Origin of the sequence: Vibrio aquimaris (genome assembly GCF_009363415.1) — a bacterium.
Taxonomy (GTDB): Bacteria; Pseudomonadota; Gammaproteobacteria; order Enterobacterales; family Vibrionaceae; genus Vibrio; species Vibrio aquimaris.
This window is the reverse complement of the sequence record NZ_CP045351.1, coordinates 551,012-564,183: the sequence shown is the minus strand read 5'-3', so window position 1 is coordinate 564,183 and position 13,172 is coordinate 551,012. Positions and strand designations below refer to the sequence as shown.

Below are 13,172 nucleotides of genomic sequence, written 5' to 3'. Positions count from 1 at the left end.
TTCTTCCTGCAAGCATGATTTTACGAAATAATAGTAATATCATACCTCAATGAACAGTTTAGAAAACTATGAACACTAAATTTACGGTTATCAGGAAAGAAAATGAACAAAATTGCGGTATTTGGAAGTGCATTTAATCCACCGAGTATCGGTCACCGGAGTGTTATTGAATCATTAATACACTTTGATCGAGTTCTTTTAGTACCTAGTATCAGTCATGCTTGGGGTAAGGAGATGCTTGATTATGCCAAGCGGTGTGATTTAGTTAAGGCATTCATAAAGGACCTGTCTCTCAAAAATGTTGAGTTAAGCCGTATCGAGGAGCGTCTCTACAAACCGGAGCAGAGGGTCACCACTTATGCGGTATTAAAGGAGATTCAAAGCGAATACCCAGACGACAATCTTACTTTTGTGATAGGCCCCGACAATCTATTTAATTTTGGCAATTTTTATCAAGCGGACAAAATTCTCGAAGCTTGGTCCGTAATGGCTTGTCCTGAGACGGTCAAGGTAAGGAGTACAGATATTCGGGCAAGGATAGCGCGAAACCAAGACATTAGCTCGCTTACTACTCCGCGAGTATGTAAGTTGCTAGCCAATAGCCGCCATTACTAACATGTAATTTGGAGTTGAAGTTTGGAGTGACATTTAACAGGTTATAGCCCGCGTAGGTGGCTCACTTGGTCCAAGACTATTTTGTACTTTAATAATGGTCTCTGGCTTCTCTGGGCGAGAGTAATAATAGCCTTGGATTTGCGTGCAGCCCATTTGGTGTAACTTATCAACCACTTGCTGTGTTTCGACCCCTTCTGCGACTAAGTCAACTTTGAGTTGTTGGGAAAGTTGGATAATTAGCCAAACTAAGCGTTCTGAGGTTGAGTTACTCATCAAGTCGCGGATGAAACTTGCGTCAATCTTGATACAATCTATTGGATAACGATGGATATAGTTAAGGCTTGAATACCCAGTGCCAAAATCATCAAGAGCAATACAAAACCCAAGCTCTCGCATCTGATTTAATATAGTACCAATCTCAACTTCTTGTGACAATAACACGGTTTCGGTAAGTTCGATGGTGAACTCTGAAGGCTTAAAACCATATAAGCTAATAGTGGATGTTAAATGCGCAAGATAGCGCTGAGTGTCACTGAGCTCGTGCGCGCTGCAATTTATACCTAACCTGACTCGATAACCTAACCCATCTTCTAGTTGTTTTTTTGCTTGGCATGCGAGCTGAATGATTCTTTCCCCAAGTTCAACAATCAAGCCTGATTGTTCAGCGGCCTCTATAAACTCTGTCGGGGAAATAAATCCTAATGATTGACTCTCCCAGCGAGCGAGGATCTCATAGTAACTCCATTTCCTCTGGTCTTGTTTGACTATAGGCTGGGCGACAACGGAGATTTCGCTCGCTGCGCAGCGGTTGGCTGCAAGTTCTTGACGAAGCGCATCTATCACTCTTGTTCGGCGATAGTATAGGGTACTGAGTTCAGTATCGTAGCATCGAATTTGAGTATTTCTTTTTTGTTTGCAATCTTTGAGTGCAAGGCTGGCGTTGAGAATTAGCTGGTCAACAGTGATCCTAGGATCGGATTTAATCGCCACGCCCATGCTAACATTCACTTTTAAGTTATACTCTGGGTCTTGATAGCCTGGCTCAAGTTTTGCCAATATTGAATGGCATACTTCAACAGGATCACTAGCATAGGTCACAAAGGCAAATTCGTCTCCAGAGATCCGAAACGCAAGCTGTCGACTATGCAAAGAGGACTCGATGGCATGGGAGACAAATTTAAGTACTTGATCACCGATATATTGTCCATATAAATTGTTAATTGTCTTGAAGCTGTCAATATCGAGATAGACGAGGGTTAAATAGCCGGAGTGTGATGCAGACAATCGCTCGAGTTTGTCGGCTAGGTAACTTCTATTAAGCAGACCAGTTAGATTATCATGAGAAACTTCATAACTAAGTTGCCTAACTAAGCTATCGGATCGAGAGGCAAGCCATTTCACTCGAAGGCTGTGCACTACTATATTTGCGAAAAGCATATGGTAATAAATAAGTTCTTTCGGTGATTGGACGGGGTGCTTGAAGGTTGACAAGAGTACACCAAGTATTTCACCTGCGGCGGTCTTTAGCGGGATACCAATATAGGCTTCAATGTTATGTTCACATAGATATGGGTCATTAGGAAATTGTGACATGACTTTCTGAGTGTATAGTACGTAATCTAGTTCGGAATGGCTCACGCGAAATGAAGGTGTGTTGGTGAGCGAATATGAAATAGGAACATTACTTGAATCAAAGCACGCCTGCGCTAAGCAATAGCCGTTGGCATTAAACTTATCTATCTCGACGATGCATGTCGAGTACGTTGTGAAATGCTGATGCAATACACTGGTAACCCGATTAAGCAATTCAGTGCCATCGAGTTGTAACGTTAAGCTCAGAACATCTAAATCAATAGATGTTGCCTGTAATGATGCCCTAGCCATTTGAACTACCTGCTTAGCCGTGATTTAAATCACTTATTTATTGCTAATGTCACGCTTAAATATGGTACAGGTCTCATATTATTTCAAATTTCAGTTTGGATCTTTTTCTCTATTGAAGTAAATCTATTCATCAAGGAGGCGGTTTTTCAGGTAATCTAAAAATAATTTTGTTCGAGTATGTTGGTAATCCAGTTTTGGATAATAGGCGTAGACGGTGGTTTCATCGGTAGTCGTAGATGGTAAGATCCTTCGTAACGCGCCGGTATTTAATTCATCTTTAATCATCACATCATTGGATATGAGTATTCCGATAGCGTTTTTTGCTGCATAGAAAAGGGCTTCAGGGTTTGTTGTCGCGAGGTTGCCGGAAAGTACAATTTTTTTTCCGGTATTGAGTTTCACTTCTCGTTGCGGCCTTTCTCCCCAAATGAGAATGTTGTGCTCTGTAAGCTCCTCTATGGTCGTAGGCTCACCATACTTTTCAAGATAAGCAGGAGAGGCGTAAAACCCGGCTTTGTGTTCAAAAAGTGGGGAGGCTTTAAAACTCAATGAGTTTAGTTGTTCCAATTCACGGCTGATGAATAAATCTAAGCTTAGTTCTGGCAACTGCCCAGGAGTTGTGGTGATCAATTGGATTCGAATATCCGGGTATATCTGGAGAAAGTCATCGAGGTATTGCACCAAGAACTTAGATCCAACGGCGATGGTGGCTCCGATTTTTAAAAGTCCCGCAGGGGTTTGATTCACTGACCGGGTCTCGTCAACAACGGACTGCCACCCCTCCAATTGTACTTTTGCCCTTTGGTAAAACAGGGCACCAGCTTCGGTTTGAGTTACGCTGCGAGTGGTACGTTTTAAAAGTTGAACACCGATCCTTTCTTCAAGCCATTGTATACGCTTGCTAATTGCGGAGCTGGTGGTATTCATCTTACGAGCGGCTCCGTTAAAGCTGCCTTCATCGACTACGCGAATATAACTTTGAACACTTTGAATCCAATCCATTCTCTGCCTTATTCATTCTCATTGGGAATTAATTAGTTTCCAATTGAAGATATTATCATTATTTGGCGCTTAACTTAAACTTAGTTGTACATCAAAAGTATGAGGTATTGAAATGAAAAAAGCGCCGATATTGATGGCGATGCTCATTATTTCGACCGGGCAGGTAGGAGTGAGTATTTATCTTCCTTCTTTACCCATGATCAGCAAAGCGTTACAAATTAGTCAATCCGATGCGCAACTTTTAGTCACTCTATTTCTTGTCGGTTTTGGTGTTTCACAGCTTTTTTATGGTCCCTTATCCGACGCTATTGGTCGCAGACCGGTCTTTTTGCTCGGTCAAGGAATATATTTAATTGGCACTCTAATGTGCATTTTATTTACTCATAACATTTGGATTTTGGTCTTAGGTCGTCTTTTACAGGGCCTAGGCTCTGGTAGTGCCTCTGTGTTAGGACGCAGTGTCTTGCGAGATTGTTATGATGGTCGAGAGTTAACTAAGGCAATGTCTTACGTATCGGTAACTGCTTCGATAATGCCAGTACTTGCGCCCGTGCTTGGTGGTTGGATAGCCTTTTATTTTGGTTGGGAGGCTGTGTTTGTATTTGTGTTGAGTTATTTGGCTGCGACTTTTGTTTTAGGTTATTACATACTTCCTGAAACCATGACTTATGGTACAACCACATTTAGTCTAAATAAGGTGGTATCTAACTATGCTTACTTGATTAAGAGCAAGCAAGTACTTTGCAGTGCCAGTTATAATTGGATCACCTACCTAGCCTGTGTAGTATCTTTGTCTGTAATGCCATTTATTCTTCAACACGAACTGGGCTTAACGGCGGCTCAGTATGGAAGCGTAATGGTGATTCCCTCTGCTGGTTTGCTGGTAGGAACACTGGCATTAAATGTTCTTAACCGCCATGTGACCTCGCGAAAGATTCTAGCGCTAGCCATTTTTATCATTGTCGTTTCAGGAGTGTGGCTGACCGCGACTGAATTGACACTATTCAATATTATTTGGGCTTTTACTTGGATGGTGGTTGCTCAAGGCTTATCTTTTCCCATTTCTATTGCTATGTTGCTCGGGCCACATAAAAGGCAGGCAGGGGCGGTTTCAGCGTTAACGGGAGCAATCCAAATGTGCTTAGCTGGATTATTGGGGGGATATCTGGTTGAGACTTGGATACAAAACAGTGTGGCATTAGGCACATTTTATCTTATTTGTGCTGGAGCTATGGGTATTGTTTTATACATAGGTCGATTGACGGTAGTTACTCGTAGAGAGTTTGCTTGAAAGGCATAAACACCCTGATACAATGCGTTCACTAATGTCGACATGTTAAAGGTCTACGATGGAACATAAAGAATTTTCTGAGTTAGTCACAGCGCTTTGTAAACAAGAAGGTTTGCCCCAAGCGCTCGAAATACTCAAATCGAATCATAATGAGGATGTGGCGCAAGCTGCGCTCTCGTTGGTAGGCCAGTTTTCGCTCGCTGAAGTCGAAGGCGAACGCCGTATTTATCATGTGACGATTGAGCAAAACGATCAAGGTGAAGAGCAAGAGTACATTGAGCATATCATGAACGAAGGTGATGATGTTATTCGATTTGTTGCTTGGTTCTTTGAAGTAATGTTTGATGTAAAATGTAAAGATACTTACCAAGCGGCAGGTAAAACTTTTCAACAGTCGAAGCGATAAAAGAAACAGTTAAGCCCCCTTAACGCGAGGGGCTTAACTCATTTAATTTGCAGAACTTTGGTTATTTTCCATATTAACCACATTATCTGGCACTTTGTTTAGCCCTTTATCTTCAAGCCATGCCGGCAGGTTATCTGCCCCTCCAATGTATTGACCATCAAGCCAAATCTGTGGCACAGTAACTGGCGTTTTTTCACCTATGATTGCTTTGACTTCGGGAATCATTCTATATAGCGCTGCGCTATCTTTGACCACATCGTGGTACTGGTATTCAACACCAGCATCATCAAGTAATTTCTTGGCTTTTACACAGTATGGACAGGTTGCTTTTCCATAAACAATGTTGCCTTTAAGCGTGTCACGCATAGTCCACTCTTTTATGACAGATTGCACTAATATTCCGCGGTTTAATGCTTCGCCTTGGCTGACTACTTTTCCTTCCACCATTAGGATTGGCGCATGCCAAGCACCTACTTTTAGTGGTTCCCACCAATGAGATAGCCAGTCTTTAACCTCTAGCTCGACGGGAACATCGGCTAATTCATTCTCAAAGGTATCTTTGAGAATATCTTTAGTTAGCGTACATTCTCCGCATGGAATTTTAACGCTAAATGGTCCCCAGCTTCCACCCCAGCGATATAGTGTTAATTTGATTGGTTCTGTCATTGAGCACTCTCCCGAATATATGTCTAAATAATAGAACGGGATTGACCATTATTTATTTCACTTCGCGAGATTTTTTGATTCCCATTGAGTGATAAAAGCAACAGATGCAATAATAATAGCGGCTCCTAACCACAGCCTTCCAGGCGGAACCCAGCTAAACACGATCCAGCCTGCTAAGACATTTAGAGGCAACTTTGCATGGTCAAAAGGCTGAACAAACGAGGCATCGGCAACAGAATAGGCTTTGACTATTGCCCATTGAGCTAAAGCGGTTAGTGCCCCTGCGCCAATGAGTACTAGCCATATTAAACCACCTTCTGGTGTGTGCCACTCGGGGATTGCAAGCAGGAGGTTAAATGGTGTGATTAAAATAAGCAAATAAACCACCATAGTCGATGGCGAGTCATTGGAGGACAGTTTCTTTACCATCAAGGAGTAACACGCCCAGAAGAATGCTGCACCAATAGGGAGTAATGCAGCCAAGCTAAAGTCATCAGCCCAAGGCTCTAAGATTAACATAGCACCGATAAAGCCAGATAATGTTGCGCCCCATCTCGCTATCCCTACTTGTTCTTTTAGAAACAGGCCTGAGCCTATCGTTGCAAACAGCGGAGATGTCATCAGTAGAGCGATACCTTGCCAAATAGGTACCGGATAAGCCAAAGCCCATAGCCAGAGTTGGATACCAATGACGGAAAGAAAAACACGAAATATATGCCAGCCGAGGTGATTGGTTTGCAAAGACTCGCGTATGCCCAAGCTTAAAAGATAAGGAAGAATCACCACTAGCGCTATCGCATATTGAACAAAGGCGACAGTAGTCGAAGTTAGTCCAAACTTAATACTGGCAACTTGGGCAAGGCTATTGACCAAAGCAAATGCTAAACCTGCGGTGAGCATCCAGCTCGCGCCCTGTATAGGATGGTGGTTGTTTGAAGCCATAATTATCTTATTGAAAAAATAGTACGCAGAATCATACGATGTTATTGGATATGCGTCACCTATCTTATTGTTTAATTTGCGGTAGATATGATTTAGTCAAGAGGTGGCCGACTCACTTGGTGATCGAGCAATAGCGAAAGCAGCTCGTCTAACTCAGTGACCGTCACTGATGCTTGATGAGAGAATGTGTTGGCTTTGCCATGAGTAACCAGGCATGAGGGCATATTCGCATTGCTAGCTGCTTGCAAATCGTAAACATAATCGCCCACATAAAGAATCTGGTGTGAGTCTAAGCCCCATTCATCTGCTAGTGATAACAAGGAATCTGGGGCAGGTTTAGGAGGGAAGTGTTCTCGACTTATGATACGCGAAATATTTAAGTTATTATGCTCGGCTTTACGCAAGGATGCTTCGAAACAATTTCGCGTGATGATTGCAGTGTGCAGGCTGTGCTTTTCAATAAACCCAAGCAGGTCATGGCAACCTTGCATGGGTGTTGAATGGTTGGCATCATCAAGTTCATGCTTGAGTACTATTTGATTCGCAGCCGCTGCTGACTGAGAGCAATTGAGTTGTTCAATAAATGTCAGTAAATCAATCTCTTTTGGACAACCAATTTGTGCTCTTAGCCAGTTAAAATCAAGATTTGAGCTTACTAGTGTGTTATCTAAATCAAAAACGATCGCTTTGATTTGATGGATATTTAAAGCCACTACTTCCATGTAATCTCCTCTTGGACACTACGCGAATTCTTTTTCCAAATACGCGACGATATCGGACGACTCGTACATCCATTTTACTTTGCCATCTATTTCTATTCTTAGACAGGGAACTTTGACTCTTCCTCCTCCAAGTTCAAGTTCTTTCCTGTATTGTGAACTTGCTTTGGCATCACGTAGCTCAATATTGACCGATTGGCGTTTCATTGCTCTACGGACTTTGACACAAAAAGGGCAGGCTTCGAATTGATAAAGGGCCAATGTTTTGGCTTTTTCGTCGACTGCCTGTTGGTCTTGGTCAGAGCGTTTGAGTCCTTTGGGAGAAAAAATAAAATTAAATAGCAGGATAAGGCGGCCTAATAACCAGCGAACAAACTTCATATTATTCCTTACAGCATGATATTTGATGACGCATTGTACCCAAAATCACTTTCAATGAGTACTTATCTTATGCTGCTTTGTCACCGTCAAGCCGAGTCGTTTGGCAAGTCGAGTCAGGTTGGCTCTGTCTGTTTTGAGCTGTCGAGCTGCTTTAGCCCAATTAAATTCGGCCTCCGTAAGAGCATGAGTGATAAGTTGTCGTTGGAAATCTTCTGTCGATTCGCGCAGCCCTTTGGATACCAGTGACTCTGACATATTAAACAATTGCGACGTTTGTACGGCAGAAGACTCTATTGGCATAGCATGTAATTCGCCTATGTCTTCAATTGAAACTGAAATCAATTTAGCGTTATTCGCTCTTGCTCGAGCTTTCAATGCTGCGCGATTAATGACATGCTCTAACTCACGAACATTACCAGGCCAGTTGTAGCGAGACAGTAGATACTGAGCTTCTTTGTTGAGTTTGATTTGAACTATCCCAAGTTTTCGTCTTGCTTGCTCTAAGAAATAGCCAGCGAGTAGAGTGACATCCCCGTCTCGGTGGCGAAGTGCTGGAACACTAATTGGGTACACGCTGAGACGATGATATAGATCAGCTCTAAATCTTCCTTCCTTCACCTCTTCTGGAAGATCCCTGTTAGTCGCAGCTAAGACTCGAACGTCTATTGTTTCGACCTTATCTTGACCAACGGGCTGTATCTCATTGTTTTGCAATGCTCTTAGGATTTTACTTTGTGCGCTGAGTGGAAGTTCGCCGATTTCATCTAAAAAAAGAGTACCACGATCCGCAAGGGCAAATTTTCCTAATCTTGATTTATCTGCACCAGTAAAAGCTCCTTTGACATGGCCAAATAGCTCACTTTCTACGAGGTTTTCAGGAATAGCCGCACAGTTGACATATACCAAAGGCTGTTTACGTCGATTAGACTGGTGGTGAATGCTCCTAGCAACTAACTCTTTGCCCACACCAGTTTCACCATTGATAAGAATATTGAAATGAGAAGGGGCAACGACTTCTATATCGGATTTTAGTGATAGCATCTTTGGGCTAGCACCGATGATTTCCCCTCCTTCTCTTTCCCACGCATCTTCATTGAGTTCTTCAAATCTTTGTTGAGTTTGTTTTGCTTGTTGCTCAAGCTGATTCACAGTCATGGCAACTTTAAGAGTTGATGCAACGATAGCTGACAGCGCGTCTAGGCTGCGAGTCGGTATTTGGTCGAACACATTAGGCGTTAGGCTGTCTAGAGCCAGAACTCCGAGTAATTTATCAGCGTAGAGCAACGGCAGTCCCATACATGAGTGCATTGGAAGATCGCCCTCGTAATCCATAAGCAGATTATCGAAGGGATCGGGCAGGTTACAGCTTGCGTCAAAGCGGACGGCCACTTTAGATGCACATATTGCTTCAAGGCGAGGGTGTTCACTAACCACAAATCGGCGCCCAAGAGTGTCTCTTGTTAACCCTTGGATGGCCAGTGGCACAAGAGTATCTCCCTGAAGTGAGAGTAGTGCGACACTATCACATTGGATAGCTTTACGTATTGCGTCGAGCAATTTGTGGAATCGCTCTTGTTCATTATGGCCTGTTGCAAGGCCAATGGTCATATCGATTAGAGTAGAGACAGAAATGTCTTGCATGTTAGTGGTAGGCTCCAGAATGCTGTTCAGGGTGCTTAAAAAGCAATCACCCAAGATGTGTAATTAATTTATTATAGTGTCATATAGACACCTTTCAATGGGGTCCTTATGACTTTTTTCTTCTAATTAGTGAAGAAAATCCAAGTAATTAGGTGTTCTTCCTACTTGGCACTGATCGTGCAGAAAGGGTGGAGAGCTTTGAATTATACTAGGAGAATATACAGATGCTTAATAATCAGCATATTGAAGTTGTAAAAAGCACCATCCCTTTACTAGAAGGTGCAGGGCCAGCATTAACTCAGCATTTTTATCAGCGCATGTTTTCTCATAACCCAGAGTTAAAAGATATCTTCAATATGACGCATCAAAAAACAGGTCGTCAGAGTGTCGCTTTGTTTGAAGCCATAGCGGCATACGCAAAGAATATTGAAAACCTAGAAGCCTTAGCTTCAGCAGTAGAGCGGATTGCTCATAAGCACACCAGTTTCAACATCCAAGCTGAGCATTATCAGATTGTTGGCCATCATCTGATTGAAACCTTGCGTGAATTGGCACCAGAAGCTTTTACGAAGCAAGTTGAAGAGGCTTGGACAGCTGCCTATTTGTTCCTTGCGAAGATTTTCATTGACCGAGAGGGAGAGCTATACCTGCAAAGAAAGCATGCTATTGGTGGTTGGGAAAACTCACGTCAATTTGTGGTAAGGGAAAAAAGGCGCGAATCTGAGTTGGTGATGAGTTTTGTTTTAGCGCCAGTCGATGGTGGTATTGTATTGGACTATATTCCAGGACAATATGTGGGGGTTGAGGTTAAACCATCATCAGGAGAACACAACGAGATACGTCAATACTCCCTATCGCAAAAACCCAACGGTAGAGATTACCGTATTTCAGTTAAACGCGAGTTTGGTGAGCACAAAGGTTTGGTATCTAACTTCCTTCATGATGAGGTTAGTGAGGGTGATACTCTTCATCTATATGCCCCTGCGGGCGATTTTTATTACCAAGAAAAACAGGCGCCTGTTGTGCTTATTTCTGCTGGGGTTGGGGCTACACCTATGCAGTCTATGTTGCAGATGCTGGCGGAATCAGGTAAGCAAGATGTAGCCTATTTATATGCTTGTAACGGTCCACACCAGCATACATTTAAACAAGAAACTGAACACTTGACTAGCCAAAATGGTTGGAGCCAGTTTACTTGGTATTTGAATGATAAGGCTGATTTCACAGGTCAAATGGATCTATCCCATGTAGAGGACTCGCTGGCTTTCGGTCAGGCAGATTTTTATCTATGTGGTCCAGTTCCCTTTATGGAAGCATTAGTGAAACAACTGGAAGGGTTTGGTGTTGGAAGAGATCGTATTCATTACGAAGTGTTTGGACCGCACGCTTATCTTTAATATGAAGGCAGGGCTTTAGAAAAAGCCCTGCTTAATTATTTAAAGTAACGTTTTAGCCAATGCATGACAGTATGAGTCTTTGAGGTTTTGGGTGTATTTTCCAAGCCTAAGTAAAAACTGGCCATAAACTGAGTTCGAGTCTCATCAATGTTCAAGCTAGACAACTCGCTAAGAGTATTGGCTGTTGTTTGCGCATACTCATTGGCAAGGCTGAAGTCCATCTTTAAGTAGCCTTGAAGGTAGAGCCAAACGTGTGTGATCAGATAAAGCATAGTGTGCTCTTGGTACTTGAATCGTTTGGCATGCTGTTCGCCAAGATTTGTATTGAGAGCCTGCCACATAGCTGTAACAGATTCCTGGTTGATATTAACCCGTGAAGAGCTTTCGACGTGCGCCTTAGTTAAAACGCCAAGTAAGTGAGATTCGGGGTCTTTATTGGCTTTGGCTTGTTTAACATTTGTGAATAGTGGGGAATGTTGCTGCAAAAATTGTTGCCACAACATTGGGTGTTCTAAGATTGCTGGTAGTGAAGATGCCCCTATCTTGTTGAGCAAATTAGCAAAATCAGTCATTGGATTGCAGCGTTTCTATCTGAACTTCAAATGACCCAGAAACACAGTCAATGAAAATGCTTGTTCCACTTATCATTACAGATAGGTCCATACCTCTTTCAATTACACTTGATAGCGCTTGAATCCCCTCATAGCTAAGGCGAAAAATATATGCATCGTATTGATATGATTTATTTTTTGTTTGTTCCCACCAGACGTCAGACTTATTTGTAAAACTAAATATGTCCACTCGTTGTGCTAAACGAGTTGCTTTTTTTATTCTATCCAAAGATGGCTCACCAACCTCGATCCACACAGATGTTGAACCGTCGAGGGCTTTTAGCCAGAGGTCAGGCTCTTCTGTTGATGATAAACCTTTGGTAAAACTCAGGTCAGATTGATACTTGATGCAATAAGCCAGCACACGAGCCATCATACGCTCAATGTTCTCAGATGGATGCTGAGCAATGGTTAGCTGGGTTGAGTTATACAAGTCTCGATTTGTGTCTGAAATAGACAGACGGAATTTATATATAGTTGGTTTTAGTGCCATAATTATTTGCTACACATAAAAAAATAGCCAGCGTAATGCTGGCTATTGTAAATCTATAGTACAGTTCAATTAAAGTACTTTGATGTTCTCAGCTTGAGGGCCTTTTTGACCTTGAGAAACAACAAACTCTACTTTTTGACCTTCAACTAGAGTACGGAAGCCGTCACCAGTGATAGCAGAAAAGTGAGCGAAAACGTCAGGGCCGTTTTCTTGCTGAATGAAACCAAAACCTTTAGTTTCGTTGAACCATTTAACTGTACCAGTAACAGTGTTAGACATAATGTTTATCCTTGATAAATCTTTTAAAAGCCATGACGGCAACTATAGCGTGGAAAAGGAGATTGCTATTGCGCACGACGTTACGGAAGAAATACCAAGAAATCCAACGAAACGGCGGAATAAAAACAAGAACCGTTTTCTAGCTGCCTCATAGTCTAATGGTAAGTGGCACTAAGTCAATATAATTCATATGATAGTTTTCCATTATCAAGGTTTTTTCACTGGAAATTTGCGCTAGGTAGGGTTTCGAAAATATTACTGGTTTCGGTTTAACTAGTGTAACATTCGATATGTCGGTCGTTTTTTATATAAAACATCGTATAAATGATGTATCTATTACTATAGAGTGGTCGTTTATAAAATTAATGATAAGGAAATTTTATGGTCAAGAGTACCCGAAAAAAAGTTGAGAATGAAACTCAACTGGCAGATCTAGAAGTCGGTCGAGGTGAAGTCCACGATAATGCGCTCAAAGCGATAGTGACTAGCAGATTATTTAAGACCCGGACAGAAAGAGCAAAGAAAGGAAGAGGAAGTTTTAATCGTAAAATGAAACATAAGGGTAAAGAGCCCTATTCAAAAGAGGCACAATCTTGCTTTCTTTTGAATAGGGCTTTTTAATAATATCGATATTCCTATCCCACTGCTTGCTTATCTCCTTGGCAGTGGCTGAATTTATTTTTATCTATCAAGATGTGTCACTTGTTAACGAAGTGTAACTTTATGTGTTGTTTACACTGGTAGTTCAGCTATCTCCTCAACTGTCAAGAGATAAGAGAATACAAAGATTTAACCAATATTTTACATCTATGTTTTGTGAGATATTTCGATGTTTTTATCATAGA

At 41.9% G+C, this 13,172-nt stretch carries 15 protein-coding genes; 5 read left to right on the top strand and 10 right to left on the bottom strand.

All coding sequences use genetic code 11. The annotated features are described in order from the left end of the window. Positions 1 to 102: 102 nt before the first annotated feature. Positions 103 to 615 carry a nicotinate-nicotinamide nucleotide adenylyltransferase gene (locus FIV01_RS16935; protein ID WP_152432161.1) on the top strand — a complete coding sequence of 171 codons (513 nt, stop codon included), beginning with the start codon at positions 103 to 105 and terminating at the stop codon, positions 613 to 615. A 33-nt stretch (positions 616 to 648) separates the two neighbouring features. Here the strand turns inward: FIV01_RS16935 and FIV01_RS16930 are convergent, their stop codons facing one another. Beyond that, entirely contained in the window at positions 649 to 2,499 is a 1,851-nt protein-coding gene (locus FIV01_RS16930) for a putative bifunctional diguanylate cyclase/phosphodiesterase (RefSeq protein ID WP_152432160.1), read from the bottom strand. 123 nt (positions 2,500 to 2,622) lie between these two features. After that, positions 2,623 to 3,501, bottom strand: a complete 879-nt coding sequence (locus FIV01_RS16925; RefSeq protein ID WP_152432159.1) for a LysR family transcriptional regulator — start codon at positions 3,499 to 3,501, stop codon at positions 2,623 to 2,625. Positions 3,502 to 3,613: 112 nt separating this feature from the next. On the opposite strand from FIV01_RS16925, the gene FIV01_RS16920 reads away from it, so the two are divergent. Continuing rightward, positions 3,614 to 4,792 (top strand): multidrug effflux MFS transporter, encoded by a 1,179-nt coding sequence (locus FIV01_RS16920; RefSeq protein ID WP_152432158.1) that lies wholly within the window; start codon positions 3,614 to 3,616, stop codon positions 4,790 to 4,792. A 58-nt stretch (positions 4,793 to 4,850) separates the two neighbouring features. Continuing rightward, positions 4,851 to 5,198 carry a hypothetical protein gene (locus tag FIV01_RS16915; RefSeq protein ID WP_152432157.1) on the top strand — a complete coding sequence of 116 codons (348 nt, stop codon included), beginning with the start codon at positions 4,851 to 4,853 and terminating at the stop codon, positions 5,196 to 5,198. Between the two features lie 42 nt (positions 5,199 to 5,240). Here FIV01_RS16915 and FIV01_RS16910 read toward each other — a convergent pair whose 3' ends face one another. The 5 genes from FIV01_RS16910 to norR form a co-directional block, all read right to left on the bottom strand. Next, the gene (locus FIV01_RS16910; protein ID WP_152432156.1) at positions 5,241 to 5,864 is read right to left on the bottom strand and encodes a glutaredoxin domain-containing protein; all 624 of its coding nucleotides are present in this window, start codon (positions 5,862 to 5,864) and stop codon (positions 5,241 to 5,243) included. A gap of 57 nt (positions 5,865 to 5,921) precedes the next feature. Then, positions 5,922 to 6,806, bottom strand: coding sequence for a DMT family transporter (locus tag FIV01_RS16905; protein WP_152432155.1), 885 nt, complete (start codon positions 6,804 to 6,806; stop codon positions 5,922 to 5,924). Positions 6,807 to 6,898: 92 nt separating this feature from the next. Then, positions 6,899 to 7,528, bottom strand: coding sequence for an HAD family hydrolase (locus FIV01_RS16900; protein ID WP_152432154.1), 630 nt, complete (start codon positions 7,526 to 7,528; stop codon positions 6,899 to 6,901). A gap of 18 nt (positions 7,529 to 7,546) precedes the next feature. Further along, positions 7,547 to 7,906, bottom strand: coding sequence for a glutaredoxin family protein (locus FIV01_RS16895; protein WP_152432153.1), 360 nt, complete (start codon positions 7,904 to 7,906; stop codon positions 7,547 to 7,549). A gap of 51 nt (positions 7,907 to 7,957) precedes the next feature. Further along, positions 7,958 to 9,547, bottom strand: a complete 1,590-nt coding sequence (gene norR, locus FIV01_RS16890) for a nitric oxide reductase transcriptional regulator NorR (protein WP_152432152.1) — start codon at positions 9,545 to 9,547, stop codon at positions 7,958 to 7,960. Between the two features lie 224 nt (positions 9,548 to 9,771). Here norR and hmpA point away from each other — a divergent pair, with 224 nt between their 5' ends. Then, the gene (gene hmpA / locus FIV01_RS16885) at positions 9,772 to 10,944 is read left to right on the top strand and encodes an NO-inducible flavohemoprotein (RefSeq protein ID WP_152432151.1); all 1,173 of its coding nucleotides are present in this window, start codon (positions 9,772 to 9,774) and stop codon (positions 10,942 to 10,944) included. Between the two features lie 35 nt (positions 10,945 to 10,979). Here the strand turns inward: hmpA and FIV01_RS16880 are convergent, their stop codons facing one another. The 3 genes from FIV01_RS16880 to FIV01_RS16870 form a co-directional block, all read right to left on the bottom strand. Then, on the bottom strand, positions 10,980 to 11,516 hold the full coding sequence (locus FIV01_RS16880) for a hypothetical protein (RefSeq protein WP_246210516.1): 537 nt from the start codon (positions 11,514 to 11,516) through the stop codon (positions 10,980 to 10,982). Next, positions 11,509 to 12,048: a YaeQ family protein gene (locus FIV01_RS16875; RefSeq protein WP_152432150.1), complete on the bottom strand. Its 540-nt coding sequence runs from the start codon at positions 12,046 to 12,048 to the stop codon at positions 11,509 to 11,511. Before FIV01_RS16875 ends, FIV01_RS16880 begins: the two co-directional genes overlap by 8 nt. Before the next feature lie 69 nt (positions 12,049 to 12,117). After that, entirely contained in the window at positions 12,118 to 12,327 is a 210-nt protein-coding gene (locus FIV01_RS16870) for a cold-shock protein (protein ID WP_038204438.1), read from the bottom strand. A gap of 381 nt (positions 12,328 to 12,708) precedes the next feature. Here FIV01_RS16870 and arfA point away from each other — a divergent pair, with 381 nt between their 5' ends. Then, positions 12,709 to 12,948: a ribosome alternative rescue factor ArfA gene (arfA, locus tag FIV01_RS16865; RefSeq protein ID WP_152432149.1), complete on the top strand. Its 240-nt coding sequence runs from the start codon at positions 12,709 to 12,711 to the stop codon at positions 12,946 to 12,948. Positions 12,949 to 13,172 lie beyond the last annotated feature (224 nt).